Source organism: Mucilaginibacter sp. A5337, assembly GCF_059690695.1.
Window position 1 is genome coordinate 1 of sequence record NZ_JCAWEC010000009.1, and the last position, 20593, is coordinate 20593.

9 protein-coding genes are annotated in these 20593 nt (G+C 42.8%); all 9 read right to left on the reverse strand.

Features of this window, described 5'->3' with window-relative positions; genetic code table 11:
* Window positions 1-6224 (reverse strand): amino acid adenylation domain-containing protein (locus AC59JO_RS25585; RefSeq protein ID WP_497309053.1); only part of this gene is annotated, 6224 nt, incomplete at its 3' end.
* A 55-nt stretch (window positions 6225-6279) separates the two neighbouring features.
* Window positions 6280-12576 (reverse strand): amino acid adenylation domain-containing protein, encoded by a 6297-nt coding sequence (locus AC59JO_RS25590; RefSeq protein WP_497309055.1) that lies wholly within the window; start codon window positions 12574-12576, stop codon window positions 6280-6282.
* A 35-nt stretch (window positions 12577-12611) separates the two neighbouring features.
* Window positions 12612-14234, reverse strand: coding sequence for an MBL fold metallo-hydrolase (locus AC59JO_RS25595; protein WP_497309057.1), 1623 nt, complete (start codon window positions 14232-14234; stop codon window positions 12612-12614).
* A 14-nt stretch (window positions 14235-14248) separates the two neighbouring features.
* The gene (locus AC59JO_RS25600) at window positions 14249-14956 is read right to left on the reverse strand and encodes a thioesterase II family protein (RefSeq protein ID WP_497309059.1); all 708 of its coding nucleotides are present in this window, start codon (window positions 14954-14956) and stop codon (window positions 14249-14251) included.
* A 23-nt stretch (window positions 14957-14979) separates the two neighbouring features.
* The gene (locus AC59JO_RS25605) at window positions 14980-15531 is read right to left on the reverse strand and encodes a WcaF family extracellular polysaccharide biosynthesis acetyltransferase (RefSeq protein ID WP_497309061.1); all 552 of its coding nucleotides are present in this window, start codon (window positions 15529-15531) and stop codon (window positions 14980-14982) included.
* A gap of 67 nt (window positions 15532-15598) precedes the next feature.
* Window positions 15599-16741, reverse strand: coding sequence for an acyltransferase family protein (locus AC59JO_RS25610; protein ID WP_497309063.1), 1143 nt, complete (start codon window positions 16739-16741; stop codon window positions 15599-15601).
* Window positions 16742-16778: 37 nt separating this feature from the next.
* Complete coding sequence (locus AC59JO_RS25615) at window positions 16779-17963, reverse strand: glycosyltransferase (protein ID WP_497309065.1); 1185 nt, start codon at window positions 17961-17963, stop codon at window positions 16779-16781.
* 8 nt (window positions 17964-17971) lie between these two features.
* Window positions 17972-19183, reverse strand: a complete 1212-nt coding sequence (locus tag AC59JO_RS25620) for a glycosyltransferase family 4 protein (protein WP_413668454.1) — start codon at window positions 19181-19183, stop codon at window positions 17972-17974.
* A 19-nt stretch (window positions 19184-19202) separates the two neighbouring features.
* The gene (locus AC59JO_RS25625; protein ID WP_497309067.1) at window positions 19203-20585 is read right to left on the reverse strand and encodes a hypothetical protein; all 1383 of its coding nucleotides are present in this window, start codon (window positions 20583-20585) and stop codon (window positions 19203-19205) included.
* Window positions 20586-20593: the final 8 nt, after the last annotated feature.

Below are 20593 nucleotides of genomic sequence, written 5' to 3' on the forward strand. Positions count from 1 at the left end.
AGCGGCAGGCTGTCCAGTCTTACCCACAGCCCTGGCACCATGTATTCCGGTAGCCTTTCGCGCAAATAGTTTTGAAGTTCCTGTTTATCATAGGCCGCTTCATCCATCACCACATAAGCAGTCAGTCTTTTTGTGCCTTGCTTATCTGCACGGGCCAGCACCACGGCCTGCCTTACGTTTTCCTGTTGCAGCAGCACCTGTTCTATCTCGCCCGGCTCTATCCTATAACCCCTGATCTTTACCTGGTCGTCTATCCTCCCCAGGTATTCGATGTTACCATCCGGCAGCCATCTGCCCTGGTCTCCAGTCCTGTACAACTTTGCGTTGAGGTCTTCACTGTAAGGGTCTGCGATAAACTTTTCCTTTGTCAGCTCCGGCTGGTTCAGATAGCCCCTGGCCACCTGTACACCGCCGATACAAATCTCACCCGGTACGCCAATTGGGCTTAAACCACCTGACTTACTTCTGATATGGAGCTGCGTGTTTGATACTGGCGCGCCGATGGGTGGCAATACAGAGACATCTAAATTATCAACAGTATAACTACTTACCACATGTGCTTCTGTAGGGCCATACTGATTAATCACTTTTACTCCAACATTCCTGATCAAAGCCCTTACTTCATCTGTGATTTTCAATTGCTCTCCGGCCACAATGATTTCTTCAACCAAAAATGAAAAATCCGGATCGGCAATAATCTGTTCCGCTAAATTTTGGAGCACAACCACAGGTAAGAACAAATGTGTTAGCTCATACTTAACAATATGGTCAATCAAGGCATCCATATCACGGCGGGTGTCGCCGTCAATAAGGCAAAGCGTATTTCCAAAGCAAAGGGTTGAGAATATCTCCTGGAAACTTACGTCAAACGTGTAAGCTGCAAACTGTAAAACCCTGCGGTTTTTATTTTTAAACTGCGTTCCCTGCCAGTTTAACAAATTGAACATACTTCGCTCCGGCATCATCACGCCTTTAGGTTTCCCCGTTGAGCCCGAAGTATACAGGATATAAATCAACTGTTTATCAATGATGCTTACATCAAGGTTCGTTTTGCTTTCATTAGCTATATCCTCTTCGTGTTTTCCATCTAACTCAATTACAGTCACTGAATTTAAAATTCGTTTGCGGCTTTGTCTGCTGCTCACCAACACGGATGCACCGGTATCGGCTATCATATAATCGATCCTATCCTGCGGGAAATCAGGATCTACCGGCACATAAACGCCGCCTGCTTTCAGAATACCGAGAATAGCAACGATCATTCCCAAGCCGCGTTCTATACATACAGGCACAAGGGTTTCATTAGTAACACCCTGCTTTTGCAGATACCAGGCTAATTGATTTGAGCGTTCATTTAAAACACCATAACTCAGTTCTTCGCCGTCAAATACAAGTGCTATTGCATCAGGATTCTCTGCAGCCTGCCCTTCAAACAAACTGATAACACTCCCGTTTCCGGCATATTCAACTTCTGTGGCGTTAAATGTTTTAAGCTGATCACTTTCAGCTTCGCCAATCATCTTCAAACGACCAACAGATTCATATGGAGTATCAACTATCGCGCTAAGCAATTGATTGTAATGGCCAGCCATACGATCGATCGTTGCCTCGTCATAGATATCGGTATTGTATTCAAGCCCGGCGCGCAAGCCGTTCTCCGATTCGATGATAAACAATGTGATATCAAATTTGGCGGTATGATGTGCCTCATGTGTTTGCTGCAGCGTTAAATCGCCAAGTTGTAGCTCAGGTATACGGGCTGTGTTCTGTAATACAAACATAACCTGAAACAGTGGGCTTCTGCTCAGATCCCTATCCTTCACCACGACTTCAACCACTTTTTCAAATGGTACATCCTGCTGCTCATAGGCTTCGAGCATGGTTTGCTTTACCTGTGCCAGAAGCGCTGTAAATGACATATCGCCATCCAACTGGCTCCGTATAGCTAATGTGTTAACAAAAAAGCCTATCAGTTCTGCAATTTCCGCCTGGTTACGATTTGCTATCGGGCTGCCTACACAGATATCTTCCTGCCCGCTGTAACGATATAATAAAACATTGAATGAAGATAGCAATGTCATGTAAAGAGAAACACCGTTTTGCACGCTCAACGTGTGCAGCTTGCCCGTAACTTCCTTACTTATCTCAAACTCATATAAAGCTCCGTTAGTGCTCTGTTCTGCCGGGCGCCGACGGTCGGCAGGTAATTGAAGCGTGGAAACGCCGGCTAATTTCCGCTGCCAGTAAGCTAGCTTCGAAGCCAGTAAGTCTCCTTGTAACGTAGCTCTTTGCCAAATGGCATAGTCAGGGTACTGTATAGTTATTACAGGTAGTACAGGCTTTCTGTTATTTGAAAAAGCACTATATAATTCAAGCCATTCTTTTGCCAGTATTGCCGATGAAGAACCATCCGACGCAATATGGTGCATGGTTAAAATAAGCGTAAACTCATTTTCACTAACTTTTATTATTTCAGCACGCAACAGGTCATCCTGCGATAAATCAAATGCCTGTGCTATCTGCAGGTTAATATATTGCCCAAGCGATAAATTCTGATCTTCATAATACTTCGCTTCGGTTTGTTTTAAAGCCCAGGCATTCCCGGGTTTTACGTACTGATATCCTTGTCCATCGTGTTCAACAATAACTGTACGCAATACTTCATGACGGTTCACAATTTCGCGAAACGTATTTTGGAGCGCATCAATATCTAACTTACCTGATAAATTAAATACCGCCGGTACATGGTATTGTACACTGCCATTCATCCGGTCAATAAACCAGAGGCGTTCCTGGCTATAAGAAAGAGGAATACGTTCGGGACGCGGTTGCGCAATGATCCGAGTTGATGTATTTTGCTCCGCACGACCTAAGCGCGAAGACAAGGAACCGATTGTTGGATAATCAAACACTTCGCCGATAGAAAGGTCTTGTTCAAAGGCCTTTCTGACCTCGGCTATCAACTTTACAGCTAATAAAGAGTGGCCTCCAAGTTCAAAAAAGTTATCATTGATCCCGATTTTATCTATCTCCAAAATATTTTGCCAGATTTCGGAAAGCTTGATTTCAGCCTCATTACGGGGGGCCGTATATGCACTACCAACCACTTGCTTTTCAGGATGAGGTAAGGCTTTACGATCTATCTTGCCGTTAGCGGTTAATGGGATAGCCGAAAGCTGGATAAGGTGCGAAGGCAACATATAATCGGGCAAATGCGCCTTCAGATAGATATTTAAACCAACAGGGTCAAATTTGGCCGATGGTACAATATAAGCTACCAGTTGTTTATTTCCCAGTTTATCGTCAATGGCTAACACTGCGGCGTGGCTTACAAATTTGCTATGCTCAAGCACAAGGGCAATTTCACCCGGCTCTACCCTATAGCCTCTTATTTTTACCTGATCGTCCATGCGGCCCAAATATTCTATATTACCATCGGCGCGCATAACCACGCGGTCACCGGTACGGTAAATGCGTGCCCCTTCCCTGCGATAGGGATCGGCAATAAACTTTTCTTTGGTTAATTTAGGGAGGCGATGATATCCTTGTGCAAGCCCGCGGCCACCTATGTAAAGTTCGCCGGGAATGCCAATCGGGCAACGCTCCATTGCTTTACCCAAAACATAAACGATGGTATTTGAAAACGGGCGACCAACAGGGATACGGGAGCCTTCAATTAATTGATCGGTTGCCTCGTATAATAATTTACCAATAGTAGTTTCGGTAGGGCCGTAATGGTTAACAACCCGGCAATTGCTGTAACGGGCTATGCGGGTTACAGCTTCTTTAGGCAGGGTTTCCCCACCGAAGATGAGCAGTTTAGCAGGTAATAACGGAGCATCCGTTTCGGGCGAAAGGGCTTTCCAATGTGATGGAACGATTTTAATACAATCAATCCGGTGCTGATCAAAATAATGATGAATCTGATGAACATTGCTTACTGTTTCTTTGGAGAAAACATGCAGTGTACCACCGTAAGCCAACGAGCTGAACAATACGGTATTGCCAAGGTCTGTTGCGATTGTCGACATCAGGCCGAAGGTTTCACATTCGCTGATACCTGTGCGCTCATTTAAACCGTATACATAATCAAGCAGACTGTCATGGTCGATCAGAACGCCCTTAGGTTTGCCTGTAGAGCCGGAGGTATAAATTACATAAGCTAAATGGCTGGATGACGGGAATATTTCGGGATCACTTTTCGGTTCGATGGAAAGCTCCCATTCCATGTTATCCAACTCCAGCACCTTTTGGTACTCAGTTATAGCAGCCGCGCGATCTGCAAACTTGCTGCTACTCACAATAATTCCGGCCCGTGTATCATCCAGAATGTGTTTTACCCGGTCATCCGGGAAATCTGTATCTACCGGCACATATGCGCCTCCTGATTTAAGAATTCCCAAAATAGCCATGATCATTTCTAAACCACGCTCCATATAAACCGGTACTAATACATCTGTCTTTACACCGTAGCGTTGCAGGTGGTGTGCAAGTTGATTAGAGCGCACATGTAATTCGCGGTAGGTTAACGCCCGGCCTTCAAAAACTACTGCCTGCTTATCGGGATTTTGCAGTGCCTGCGCCAAAAACAGTTCAATAATGGTTTCATTGGCGATGTATGCACAATGGCTACGTCCGTTTTTTACGAGCCATAGTTCTTCTTTGCGGCTTAACAACCTAAGTTTGTCGATCTCCGTATCGGGGTTTGATACGATTGAAATCAGCAAGGTTTCGAAATGTTTAATCATGCGCCTGATACGCGCTGTGTTGTACAGATCGGTATTGTATTGTATAGCCCATTTTAAGCCATACTTTGTTTCTGTTACAAAAAAAGTAAGATCGAACTTTACTGTCTTATGTTCTATACCATAACTTGACAATTCCAGATCGCCAAGGGTTATGGCAGGTATCTCAGGGGTATTACCCAAAACGAGCATTACCTGAAACAGCGGACTAACGCCGGCTTCCCGTTCTTTTACCGTTGCTTCCACAACCCGCTCAAATGGTACATCCTGGTAAGTAAAGGCATCAAGTACAGTTTGCTTTACCTGCGCCAGCAGCTGGTTAAACGTAGCATTGCCATCCACCTGATCACGAAGTGCAAGCGTATTTACAAAGAACCCGATCAATTGCTCCAGCTCCTGTTGCGGGCGGCCAGCTATTGAGGTACCAACACAAATATCTTCCCGTCCGCTGTACCGGTAAAGCAATACCTTGAAAGCGGCGAGCAGGGTCATATACAATGTTGCCCCGTTTCGCTGGCTTAATTTATGTAATGCCGCTGTGAGGTCATTACCAGTATTGAATGTTAATGTAGCTCCATTTACAACCACACCTGCCGACCTGGTACTATCTGCCGGCAATTGCAAAGGTTCAACATCTGCAAGCTTTTGCTTCCAATACTCCAGCTGATTTTCAATTTTCTGCTCTTGCAGCGGATTACGTTGCCAGAGGGCAAAATCGGCAAATTGCAGTGGTAATTCCGGCAGCTCAAGTGTTTTATTTTTTGAATATGCCTCGTACAAAGTCGCTATTTCCTTTACCAGGATGGGCATCGACCATGCGTCTCCGGCAATGTGGTGCATAGTTATGATCAGCACATGCGTTCCGTTTTCAAGCGCAATCACATCGGCACGAAGCATATCATCGGCGGCAAGGTCAAAAGGCTTTTCAATAAGCGCGTTGATCTGCTCTTTTAATTGTTCGGAACCGCCAATGTACCTGCCTGACAATTCACGCCCTAAGTGCCAGCCGTCAACAGCTTTTATTTCCTGATAAGCCTCTCCGTCCTTTTCCCGAATCACAGTGCGAAGCACTTCATGACGGTTAACAATCGTTTTAAAAGTATTTTCCAGTGCTTCCACATCCAAATGCCCTTTCAGTAAAAGCACTTCGGATAAATGATATTGCAAACTGCCCTGCAAACGGTCAATAAACCATAAACGCTCCTGACTAAATGATACGGGGATATTTACAACTGCGTCTCTATCGAAAGATGTTATCTTACCAACCCCTTCAATATTTGTTTTTACGTTCCAATTATCCTGTTTTAAAAAAGTAATTATCGCCTCTTTATTCTCCCTGATTTCGTCGATAAGCAACGGATCGACAGTTGCATTTTCAGGGATCTGAAGTTGCAGACGATCTCCGTTCAATATGATTTTCACATCATTTTGTTCGGCCAGGTACAAAATATTGATAGCTTTAGTAAACAGTTCTTTCATGTACTACTTTTTTTGAAAAACGAAGATTAAAGGGAACAGGGTCAGGTTTTTCTGCTTATATATCAACTATGGTAAATGATGATGTTTGATTGGTTTGTTTATTACTATTACGAACAGTTATGTATTTACTTAATTCGCTAATAGAGGCGAACTGAAACAGGGTGCTAATAGGTATAGCTATTGACAGTTCCTTTTCTATGTAATGAACAACGCGCATAGCCAATACCGAATGACCGCCCAGTTCAAAAAAATTATCGTAGATACCTATTGGATTTACACCCAGCAACTCCTGCCAGATTTTTATTAATTGCTTTTCTATTTCATTGCTTGCAGCTACATAACTTTGCACTGATGATGCCGATAGTTCAGCTTCAGGCAATGCGCGTCTATCTATTTTTCCGTTTGCCGTAAGCGGGAAGCTTTCCATTTGTACCCATAAACGCGGTACCATATAATCCGGCATCTGCTTAAGCAGATAGTCCTGTAATTTTTGCTTATCGCATGGGCTGTCTGCAACTATATATCCCGTTAGGCGGTTAACACCTTTTTTATCGGAGCTGGCCAATACAACTGCCTGGTTCACCAAATCACTTTTTAACAATACATTTGCTATCTCACCTGGTTCAACGCGATAGCCCCTAATTTTAACCTGGTCATCAACCCTACCCTTGTATTCAATATTTCCGTCTGCGAGCCACCTGCCAATGTCGCCTGTTTTATACATCATTGTATTGGCGTCGTGACAAAAAGGGTCTTTGATAAATTTTTGGCTGGTAAGTTCGGGCTGGTTTAAATAACCTCGCGATACGCCGGCTCCACCCAGCCACACCTCTCCAAATACGCCAACAGGGTTTAGCTGTTGCGCCGAATCAAGGATGTAGGCTTTGCGGTTATTTAATGGTTTACCTATAGGGATTATTCCATCTTTATCAACTTCAGTTATGGGATAAGTTAATGAAAAAGTGGTATTTTCAGTAGGACCATACCCGTTAATAAGCTTTAAATCCGGGTATGTTGACCTGATTTTTTTAATATGCGGAGCAGAAAGTTTTTCACCGCCCACTAATACCGTATTTAATCCCTTTAATACTTCGGGTGCATCATCGGCGAGCTGATTGAACCAGCTTGAAGTAAACCACATTGTAGTTACTTTGTGCTGCTCTATAAGCTTTTTAAGTGTCGCACTATTGAAAAGGTCTTTATCATCCCAGAGGATCAATTTGCCGCCATTGAGCAACATGCTCCAATATTCAAAAGTAGTTGCATCAAATGATGGTGAACCTGTTACCAGTAATGTATCCTTATGATTAGCTTCAAAATAACCCGCGTTTTTCACAAGGCTTACCACGTTGCCGTGCTCAACCATTACGCCTTTAGGCTTACCGGTTGAGCCGGAGGTATACATGATATAGGCCAGTTGGTTTGGCGAGATAACGCTGTTTAAATTGCTGCTGCTTTGGCTTGATATTTCCTGGTTATCGTCAAGCATTACAACGTTGATATCCTGATCTTTCAATACCAGTTTGCGGGTACTGCTGCAGAGTACAATTGTTGCTTTAATATCTTCAAGGATATAGCTGATCCGCTCTTGAGGGTAATCAATATCCACAGGAACATAAGCTGCTCCTGCCTTTAATATGCCAAGAATGCCAGCCATCATATCAATACAGCGTTCTATGCAAATCGCTATCAGTGTTTCTTTGCCTGCGCCCTGTGTTTTTAAGTAATGTGCTATCCTGTTTGATTGCTCATTAAGGTTTTGATAGTTTAGCTTTTCATCTCCGAATATGATTGCCGTGGCTTCCGGTGTTTCTGCTGCCTGCGTTTCGAACAGGCTGATAATGTTTGATTCCTTTGGATATGCCGCCGTTGTTTCATTAAATAATCGTAATTGCAGCTCTTCTTCCCGGCTCAACAATTGCAGCTTGTTAATGGTTGTTTGGGGAGCGCTGATTACCGACGTAATCAGCTCTGCATAATGGCCTGCCATCCTTGCAATGGTTTCGGCCTCATACAAATCGGCATTATATTCTACTATAAATCTGATCCCTTCTTTTATTTCCTCTGCATTGTAGGTTAGGTCGTATTTGCTTAAATAATCACCGACCCGTTCTATAGTGGTTTTGATGCTTCCCAGTTCCAGATCAAGTGTGCTTCCGGTGTTCTGCAGCACGAACATCACCTGAAAAAGCGGGCTCCTGCTCAAGTCCCTTTCTTTTATTACAGTCTCTACTATTTTTTCAAACGGCACATCCTGGTGGCCGTATGCTTCAAGTGTGGTTTGTTTTACATTGCTTAGCAGTTCTGTAAATGCTTCATCGCCCTTTAAGTTCGTCCTTAGTGCCAGCGTGTTTACAAAAAAACCGATCAGATTTGCTATTTCTTCCCTGTCACGATTGGCTACCGGGGTACCCACGCAGATGTCTTCCTGCCCGCTGTAGCGGTACAACAGCACTTTAAATATCGCCAGTAAGGTCATGTACAATGTTACCCCCTGTTCAAGGCCAAGCTTCTGTAATTGTTCTGCCTGTTGTTTGCCTATTGTAAATTCATGTGCCGCTCCTCTGCTGCTTTGAACTGCCCGGCGCATGTGATCCGTTGGCAGTTCAAGGATAGCGGTTCCAGCCAACTTTTCTTCCCAATAGCTGAGCTTGCTTTGCAGTTTTTCAGCATCCGGGTATTTTCTTTGCCAGATCGCATAATCTGCATATTGAATTTCCAGACTTTTTAGTCCAGGCGCTTCATTAGTAATGAAACTGTTGTAAAGTTTGCTAAACTCAGATACAAGTATAGACATTGACCAGCCATCGGCCGCAATATGGTGTAATACCAGCAATAGAACGTATTCGTTTTCCTGTATTTCGATTAGCTCGGCACGCAGCATATCCTCCTGCGATAGATCGAAAGGTCTTGCTGTTTCTTTGCTGATGTAACTTTTTAATTCCGATTTATTAGCCTGGCTTTGTTTTAATACCCAGTTATTTTCGTTTACATGCTGATAGCCTTGTCCTTCGTGTTCCCTGATCACCGTACGCAATACCTCGTGGCGCTCTACTATTTCCTTCAACGCTTTTTCAAGGGCTGCGGGATTCACCTCACCTTCCAATTTCAATATAGCAGGAATATGATATTGTACGCTACCTTCCAGTCTGTCAATAAACCATAACCTTTCCTGGCTGTATGACAGCGGGATATATTCAGGTCGCGGATTTCCGCTTTTTATTGTGCTTCCTGCTGTTGCGGTTCCCCCTTCCAATTGTTTGGCTAAATCGGTAATATTTGGAGAAGCAAATAGGGCATGGATTTTTAATTCCTTATTCAAATCCCTTCTTACCTGCGAGATCACCCGCATGGCCAACAGCGAATGGCCCCCCAGTTCAAAGAAATTATCTTTTGTACCTATTTTTTCTACGCCCAACAGCTCTTCCCAGATTTTTGCCAATTGTTTCTCTGTGGAGGTCTCTGGTGCGATATAGCGATCTTCATTACTTGCTTCTGCTTCCGGAAGCGCCCTTTTATCCGTTTTCCCGTTCGGGGTTAGCGGCAAACTGTCAAGTCTTACCCATAGCCTTGGCACCATGTATTCCGGGAGCTTCTCGCTTAAATAATTTTGCAATTCCTGTTTATCGTAAGCGGCTTCGTTCATTACAACGTAAGCGGTAAGCCGTTTTGATCCCTGTATATCAGTACGGGCCAATACTATAGCCTGCCTTACGTTTGCGTGTTGCAGCAATACCTGCTCTATCTCGCCCGGTTCAATCCGGTAGCCGCGGATCTTTGCCTGGTCGTCTATCCTGCCCATGTATTCGATGTTACCGTCCGGTAGCCATCGGCCCTGGTCGCCCGTTTTGTACAACTTTGCTTTAAGATCTTCACTATACGGGTTTGTGATAAATTTCTCTTCAGTTAATTTCGGTTGGTTCAAATAACCTCTTGCCAGCTGAACGCCGCCAATACAGATCTCGCCCGGTACACCGATCGGGCTTAATTCTCCTGATGCGCTTCTGATATGGATCTGCGTGTTAGCAATTGGGCTTCCAATCGTTATAATTCTATCAGCCCGGATGGGCTCATCGGTTAACGTAGCACATACAGTATTTTCGGTTGGGCCATAAGCATTGATCAGCCTTACGCCCTGCGATTGTATAGGTCTTCCAACAGCTTCGTTTAAAGGCTCGCCTGCAGAAACTATTGTTTTAACGGTTCCAAGAGTATCTGCTATGGCCTCCTGAAATGATGGCGGGATTACTGCCAATTCTATCTTTTGCTTATCAAGGAGTTTCTTAAAATCTTCGGCGGATAATAAGGCTTCTTTTGGGCACAAAACCAAGCAACCTCCGCTTAGCAAGGTATTAAAAATCTCGTAGCAGGAAGCATCAAAACCAATAGATGCAAACTGCAATGTGCGCATGCCAGGTGCTAACTTTAACGCTACGGCTTGATTGGCAGCAAGATTTACCACTCCACCATGCGCTATCATCACCCCTTTGGGTTTCCCGGTTGAGCCGGAGGTGTACATCACATAAGCAAGCTGATTTTGGTTTGTAATGGTATTTAAATTTTCGCTGCTTTGAACATCTATTAACGCTTCGTTATCCAGTTCAACAATCATTGCGTCCAGATCAAGCAACTTAAGGCTGCATGTTTTGCTGCTCAGGATGACCTTCGCGCCTGTATCATTGAGAATATAGCTAATCCGCTCTATAGGATAGTCGATATCAATTGGCACATAAGCTGCGCCGGCCTTCAGGATCCCCAGAATGCCCGCTATCATATCAATGCTTCGCTCAATGCAAACTGCAACCAGCGTTTCTTTTCCTACTCCTAACCCTTTCAGGTAGTTTGCTATTTTGTTTGATCGGGTGTTAAGCTCATGATAACTTAAAACCTCTTCTTCAAAAATCAATGCATCAGCTTCACCTCTTAAGGTTACCTGGTTTTCAAAGGCTGTAACTATCGATGTATGCCGGGCAATGTCTTCATCCAGTTCCTGATCAGAAGTACTGAATACAGATAGCAGATCATGTTCTCTTACCGGTAAAATATCTATACCTTCAACGCTTTTATTAAGAAACTCCGGAAATTGGATGATGATATGAAAAATACGTTCGCCTAAAAGTTCAATTTCTTCCAGAGTAAAATACTCATAACAAAACTGGATTTGCAGTTGTAAGCGCTCCTGTTTATAATAATCGCGCCAGCATAACTGCAAAGGTGTACGCTCACTTTCATTGCTTAGGCGGATAAGATCTGATTTCAATGCCCCGCCAAAATTCAAATCAAAATCAAATGGCTCATAGTTTACAACTACATCATACAAACTGTCTGTCGCCTGGTTCATCTTAAGGGCCCTTGCCAAATCTTCAACCTGGTAATTGTAGCGCCGATAATTCTGTTTTTGAGTGTTGACAATTTCACCAAGCAATTCACTTATAGTTTGGCCGGCATTGTAGCTCCCTTTAAACGGCAATGCACCGGTAAAAACCCCTACCGTATTTCTTTGCTGCCTTGATCCGCGTTTGTGAACCGGGGCACCTATTATGAAATCAGTTAACGGAGTAATTTTTCCAAAGTAGATCAGCAATGCCGCAATGGTAAGTTGCTGTAAGCTGGCATTACAAACAAGCTGAACATGATCTAACTGTATTTTTTGATTATCCGTAATATCGATGTTATAAGTAGTGCTAAACTTCCCCGCTGCATTATATTGAGGATACCTTTTGGAAAGCAATTTTTCGGGCTTAGTACCAATTTTATTTTTCCAGTAATCTCCGTCTTTTTTATAGCTATCCGTGTGATAGTAGTTATTGGCACGCGCCGTTTCTGCGCAATATGACGGTGCATTTAAGATAAGTGGCTGCCCTTTAATGAGCGATTCATATTTTTGTGACAGGTACCGGATGCTTACGATAAAGCCATAGCCGTCAATAATTAAATGGTGATATTTTAATAAAAGCCAATGTTCATCACCGGCAATTTTCAGCAAATAATGTTCAAAAGGTATAACATCATTTTCAAGTCTGAACGGCGTACCAAAGATATGGCGCATCCATACTATCGCTTCTGCCTGCGGATCGGTTTGGTTACTGAAATCGGCTTCAACTAATTCTGCATGGCTAAAGTCACTGTCCAATTGGTAAACAAGCTCCGGCGACTTTGAATCAAACCTCATTTTAAACGCATCAAACGTTTGAGGGAGCGAGCCTACGGCTTCATGAATTTTCTCCACGTCCAAATCTCCTTTCAATATGATATAAGCCCCAATATTATATTGCGGACTATCCATATTTAAAAGCTGATTAATGTAAATCTCGCGCTGTGCGGGATGCAACGGAAACTGAAGCCCTGACATGCTACTGTTTGATGAATGCTTAAACGGCTGTGGGATTATTGCTCGACAAGGCTATCTACCTGTTTATTGTATAATAATTCCTTTTCGCCATAAAGACGTTCGGCAATTATTCTGCGTTCTGAACATAGCTTTACCAGCTTATCAGATTGTACAATGGGGTTAGATTCGTCGGTATATTTGATGCTGCTGATAAACTCAACCCATGGTTCCTGCCCCATGGCATATACGTAGGCTTCTTTAGGTTCAAAAATATCGATGAGAGCCATTCCCTTATCGCAATCAGAACCGGCAAGGCGCCTGCTGCCATCCATGTCCCTTGCCAGCTTTTTGGTAAGCAGGGGGCCGTACAACCAGGTTAACGGAGCACCATCGCATTCCATCCCGATAAAAAGGACATCAACATTACCTATATGTTTGTGCACCAATTCATACAAACGCGGCTCAACAATTCTTGAATCGGCCAGGAACAGCAATTTGAAGTCGCCTATTTTTACCAAATAGCAGGCTTTTGTGAGGATATTCATATCGCTATGCTCGCCTATAAAAGGTAAACCAGTGATAATGGCATCATTAAAATGAATGGTTTGCATCTCACTGATGTCCATTACATTATTAAAACCTATACTATTGAACATTAATTTCAGATCGGGGTCTTCCAGTTTGCCGCTTGAGGTACGCGGGACGATCAGGTTTTTGATCTTGTGCCTTAAAGGCAGCAAAGTTTCAAACAGGATGTGATCCTGGTGATTGTGCGTGATCAGTACATAATCAATTGTATCAGGCAAATCAACATCCGAAAAATGCTGAACATCAGAACTATAACCGTAGTAACTGATCAGCGGATCAACAAGGATGCTGATATCTTTAGTTTCAACCAGGATACAGGCATGACCGAAATAGCGCATCCTGATCTTATCGCCGGTATATTTTTCATAGGGCGGCGGAGGCGTTTCTGTAAAGAAAGTTTTAAACAGCGGTTCCTGCTCCGGTGCAATTCCGCAGAGCTCTTTAATGGTGGCAAAGCTGTTAGGTGTGCGTTTCATTTTGGCCAACGCATCAATACAGGCATGGTCAAAAGGAACGTCAAGACTTAACACATCCGGCTCGTTAAGGCGGGGCGTGCTAAGACAAAACGGACGTTCATCGTTATTGGTGATCCACATGGCCAGGCTTTGCGAACTTTTATTGTAAAACTCGCTCTGGTATAAAAGCGATTCAAAAAACCTGAAACCGGGGTTGTTATTCCGATCGTAATACAACTCCACGTACCCCTTTAAAATTTCGGGGACTTTAGTGTACAAATCCTCTAAACCATATCCTGTTGCTTCGGCATCCAATAATCTATCTAACGTTTTTATAGCTTTAGCAAACTCAATAACATTTTTTTGCTTTTCAAGTGATTGCTCCTGCAACTCAGTTACCTCATCAATTCTTCCGCCACCAAAATCCATAAAGGGACCGCCTTTCATTTTAGGATTGAGCACAGCATTGGCATGAATAGCCGGCGCCATCAAATACGATTCGATGATAGCCAAATGCCTTCCAACTATATTCATGGCGGCAGTTGCCGGCGAAATCAAGTGGCTCCAGGCATACCATTTATCTACCAATGGTTCCATCACCACATTGGGTTTCAGATATAATTGTTCCTCGTTCATGACTAAAATGTTTTTTAATTGTTTGTCAGCTTTTCGGCAATGGCATTGATAATAAAGTCCCTATGCTGCATTATAAAAAAGTGATTGCCATCCAACTGTTTAAAATCAACAGCCGGGATGCTTTCATTCTGCCAAAGCAACACGTCTTCGGCTGTAAGATCTTCATCAATCCCTGTGATGACAGTAAAAGGAATGTTTAACGGCTCAGCAACCTGATGAACATATGTTTCACTCACCTTAAAATCATTGCGGAGAATTGGTTCAAGAAACTCCATCATGGCGCTGTCCTGCAAAATCTCATGGGGCATACCACCCAATACGATCACCTCTTCTATAAACTCTTTATGCGGATATAAATGAAACTTTTTTGTTTGGCGCGATGGCGCTGAAGGCCCTGAAGCACCTGTTATAAAAACATGCCGGGGTAACTTATAATTATTTTCGCGAATCTTGAGCACAAGCAGATAAGTCAGCAGCCCTCCAAGGCTATGCCCATAAAGTGCATAATCACCTTTGCTTAAAACGGGCTTCAGTTGGTCAAACAAATCATTAACCAGCTTATTAATATCAGCTGTAAGCTCTTCAAAAATTCTTGTTCCCCTGCCGGGATATTCAAGTGTTACTACATTAAATATGGCTGAGGTTTCGTTAAATAATGGTCTGTACGAATACCTGTTCCCACCTGCAAACGGCAGGCAAACTAAGTTGATCTTTTCGCTCATTTTTGTTTCTGAACATTGGCGCTTTAGTCGGTTAACGCTTTTCGGGGCCTTACAAATGAGGCTGGGTTTCCTGAGTAGATGCTCCACTGCTCCAAATCTTTGGTGGCAACAGAGTTAACCGTTAAAATGGAATGGCTACGGCACACAACCCCTGGGCACACCACGCTTTTTGCACCAATCCAGGTTCCGTCATCGAGTATGATTTTACCCAAACGGTATGGAAAATCTGTTTTGGTATAATCGTGGTTACCGGTAAGCAGCATGGCATCCTGCGAAATGCAAACATTTTTACCAATGCTCACATCTTCAAGATTATCGATCCAGACAGATTCGCCTATCCAGGTATTGTCGCCAATAGTGAGCCTCCACGGGTTTTTTATTTTAACTTTTGTTTTGATAACAACACCATTACCCACTTTTGAACCAAACAAACGGAGTAAAGCTACCTTGAACTTGTATGGCCAGGGAAAGGCGCTGTTAAAAATAAAGTAGTTGATAAAATACCAAACTGTCACTTTTAATTTGCTGCCGTTTTGATAATCGCCGATAGTAAATTTTGAAAGGTCTGTTTGCATGAAATGGAAAAACAAATCTGATGATTATTGATTAACAGTTTGAAAAGATGATTCAACCTGATACCTATTACTTATTTAACGGAATCACAACCGCCTGTTGCTTTTTGGTTCGGGACAGTTTTTTTGCCAAAGCATGTGTTGGTGCTTCAATAAGTAAATAAAAGCCCCATGCCATACAAACCATGAGTATCGAGAAACCAACAGGAATTAAAAAGTTAATCGGCTTACTGCCAAAATAGCTGACCCAGATAATACCAATTAATCTGAAAACAGGCTTATGGATCAGATAAAGCGAAAACGAGCAGGTACCCAAAACGTTCATCACTTTAACTATGCTACGGGGAATATATTTGTTCCAGCGGTATTCGGTGCTGATACCTAACCACAGCAACATCAGGTAAAAAAAACCGAAAAGCAATTCAAGGTAAGGTGAAGGCGTGCCTCGTACCTGGAGCACAACGGCTAATCCAATTGTTATTACTGCCGTCACCAAAAGCCAGGCTGAAGGTTTGCTCAACGTTCCGTTGGCATATTCCCTTGCAAGCAAAACGCCGGCACACCAAACAACCCAATACATAGCAAAATCAGATCCCAGCCAAAACTGGCCGCTTATAAAAAGACTGAGTGTTGTTAATGATACTATACCCGTTATAATCATCAACGCCTTATCGCCCCAATTTTTGAGCAGATAAAACACAAGCGGGAATGCGATATAAAGTTCAAGTTCAACAGGTAAAGTCCATAAAGCACCATTAGATGTTAACGCACCTGTTGTATAGTTTTGAACCATAAAAACATTGGCCAGGTATGAGGTATAGGGAGCTACCGGTAGCGCATACACTTTTAATAAGATAAACTCAATTATTAGGGTGAATATGATTGCTATTAAATATGGCGGATAGATCCTTAAGAACCTCCGGATAGCATATTCTTCCAAATTTAACTTGCGGGCGTTATTGCCTACATATGGCAATGAGATGCAAAAGCCGCTCAAAAGAAAAAACAGGATAACGCCAGATCCTAAAAAAGGCGTCGGAATAGAAAGCCATGCAACGGCTTTGTCAAACGAAGATGCTGATGATGATCCGCGTAATGCGTTCCAGCCAACCCACAAATCCTCCCTCACATGGTACAATACAACACCAAATGCCGCTAACCCCCTGAGGTAAACTATAGTAGCAGATTCGCTCTTAGAAGCTTTAGTAGTCATTTTATAGTAAATTGATAGTAGAATTACAGCAAGGCGGTTATTTTTCAAGCCGGGGATCAAAGCTTTTTGTCAGGTATTTATAGATCTCCTCTACACTGTTAAGCATCGTTTCTGTTTGGAACCGTTTCGCGTTTTTGATCCCGCTATCAATTACCATTTCGCGTTCTGCCGAAGATAAATTGATAACCCGGTCAACAACCAATGCAGATTCATCTGCCCATAAACCTATATTGCCATTTTGATCATCGCGCCTTTTAATCAGGAAGCCTGCGTTACCGGCAACTTCGGTCATAGGAGCCTGGTTGGTGGTAACTACCGGGCATCCGGAAGCCATTGCTTCGGCAATTGGCCATCCAAATCCTTCAGCAAGCGACGGGAACAATAATAGCGTGGCCCCAGCATAGGCTAATAGTGTTTGCTCGTCGCTAACCTCTGTCAGGAAATAGATCTCGCCAGCAAAAGCAGATTGTTCTTGTTTTTCTTTTAGTGCAGTTGTTGGTTCTTTACCTATTAGTAACAAGGGCAATTTGCTGCTGCTAAGCTTTCGCCAGGATTCATAAATTTCGATTACCCCTATCCTGTTTTTATACCATTGATTACCGCCTATATGCAAAATGTATCCCTCTGAGAGGTCAACATCAATGGCTTTACCAAAAATCTGCCGGGCTTTATTAATCTCGAGCGGTTTGAAATCGCGGTTTAGCCCGTTGTAAATCACGTCTGATAGTTGAGGCTTTTTTGTTAACAGCTCCTGAAGATCTTGTTTGGTTTTACTCGAAACCGATATGAAATTTTTACCTTTTAAATAGCCTTTCCGTATAAACTTCTGATACATGCGGCCGGTAAACCCGGTTTGGTTTTCTTTTATTTTGCCAAAGGCCGATTGCTGCGCCAAAAAGTCGTGACAATGAATTACATGCGGGCGGTTAGTTACTAATGGTACCCATGGGCCCAGGGCATGATCAGTAAATACAAATAACGTTTGGCTTGGATATGATTTTATGCGTTTACGAACCTGGCCCGGGAACATGATGTACTGATCGAGATAGCCCAGCCACTTTTTTAAGCTGTTTGGTACCGATATTTTATAAAAATAAGCTTCGGGTGTCCAAACTTCAACCTGATGTCCCCGCTGCTGCATACCCTTAGCCAACATTGAAGCAAAACGGGGCATACTTTGTGAGCCTAAAAAAGGAGGATGCGTAAAAAAAACAATGCGCATTGTGATAGTTAAAGTGATACCGAATTGCGTTTGGTTTTATTGACTTTATTGATCAGATCCCGCATTGATTCGCCGTGAGCACGCTGCTGAAATTTCAAGGAGATTTTGCGGGAGTGATCGCTGAATTGCTTACGCAGTTGCTGATCATCAATTAATTTTACAACCTTATCAGAGAGCTGCCCGATGTTTCCAAAGTCATAAACAAAACCGTTTTTGTTTATCTGAACATCATCTGTATCACCGTAACTACCGCATGTGTTGCTCAAAATTACAGGGCAACCCATGTAAATGGCCTCACTGATAGCTAACGAGTGGGGCTCGATGCTTGCCGGATGTACGTAGGCATCAATTGCGGCATAATAAGCAGGCAAATCTAACGGATCAACAAAACCTGTAAAGTGTACTTTATTTACTTTCAGCTGTTCGGCTTTTTGTTTTAAACTATCCAGTGTTTTGCCGGAACCCAGTATGAATGCATGGGCTTTATGTCCCTTGTCTTCCAGATCTATCAGCAGGTCTATCAGATGTTCCTGGTTTTTCCAGGTTACCAGTTTACCTACAACGGCTATAGCGAAGTCGTTTTCCGGTATACCATATTGTTCACGGATCTTGTTCCTTAATGCTACCTTGTTTTGATAGGCATTGGCATATACATCGACATCAATAGGATAATGCATCCTGATAAATTTCTTTTCGGGAACTCCGTAAAGCTTAAAATATGCTTCGTTGGCATCTCCTACTGTAAAAAAGTAATTTACCTTGTTATAATACTGCCTTAGTAAAAAGAACTTAGCCAGCAATTTATACCATTTACGGCGCTGACGATTTTCAGAATCAGTGATGTAAACGATAGGAACATTGTTGGCTTTGGCCCATTGGTGTGCCCTGCGCTGTACCTTTTGAAAATGCCCGTAAGTGATAATTGCATCAGGATTATATGAATCCAATTCGTCAGTAACTGAAGGGGCATCAAGTTCTTTTCCTGAAGGTAATACCTGTTCGCCATTCAAAAATTTATGCTCAAATTCTTCCAGCCTTAAGTTATTCCAGGATATTTCTTGTCCAAAATTTTTATCTACGTATTTTTTATAGCCCAGCATTGAGGCAAAAAAGAGTTTTACCTCAACACCTTTCATTTTTGTAAAACTGATATACTGCGGACAAAAATGCTGGATTGGATGGGATACAATGATGGCCACCCTAAAATTATTGTTTGACATAAGATTTTGTTGGTAATATCTATGCTGCAACAACCGAGCGGGTTGCAGATTCTTTCAGCAGCTTATCCTGCTGATCGTTATAATTTTTAATGATTAAAACGCTGCCTATTGCCAGCCACAGCCAAATATTTACAGGCGGGTTTTTCCCTACTGCACCTATTGACGCGTTGAGGATAACATAACTCAGTAAAAACGAAAGCAATACGCTCCAATCCTTCCTTCGTGATTTCTGCCATATGCCTAAGCAAAATATAATCATCCATAACCTAAAAGCATACCATACCACTGCAAGATAAATTCCACCCTCATAAATAGTGGTATCAAAGTCACTTTCGGTACCGGTTGACTCTAATTTTAAATCATATGAGTATTGGCTGATCTTTTCTGATCCATTGCTCATTACTCCGAGACCATTGCCAAATATAATGGCAACAATATCCTGTTCAAAAACCCAGTTAGTCCAGTTTAAAAAATTCCCCTGCACCCTACCCTTCATCTCTTCCGATTGGGTACCCGAATCGTTGTCGCTTGAGCGTTCATCATATGCTGCAAAAAACTCAGGTTTGGCGGCCCGGATCCCTCCAAGCAATACAGTAAATACTGCAATACCAATCAACCCTTTTGAAACTATTTGTCCTGGAGACTTAACTGCAGCAAAGGCAAAACCAAGTACCAAACAAACCCCGCAGCCCAACACTGCCGAACGCCCGCCGGTTATAAATGTGCCTATCAACAGTGATACGCCTGTGGCAGCCAAATATATAATCTGCCAGCTTTTGGCTTTCTCTTTAACCTCTTTTTTAGGCCAAAAAAAGCTCATGGCTAAAAATGAACATGCCATATTTAAAAACCACGAATATTGCCCGGTAAACGAAAACGTAGAGCTTACCCTCAGACGTCCTGCCGCCGAAAAGCCTTCTAAAGAGCTACCGTCAACACTCAGGTTTAACCAATGGCTGGCCGGCAAGCTGTTTTGTAGTACAGCAACAGCAGTTGTTGGTATTAATGCTAAACAAATGGACGTGACAAACTTTTTAAATTCATCCATTTTATCCGGCGGGAATGCAAATGGCATCATTACACCAACAATCATGTACAATAAGTACTGCTTTAGACCGAAAATGCTTAAAATGGGATCGTGAAAAACAGTGAAAACTACCGGCGGAATAAATACCAGCATCACAGTTTTCCAATTTTTGAAAAGCATTAACGCCAGGCCATTGAGTTTTGCCTTGCTGATACTGAATATGCCCATGATGCATAAAATATCCTTTAAAAAGAACACCAAAAGCCCCAAAGCAGAAGGAAGTATTTTACGCATCAGGCCCTCAAAAATCAAAACAAAGACCAGTACGTAAAGCAGCTTTTTAATATAAACCCGTAATTTCTCCTGCTGATCCATGTAAAATT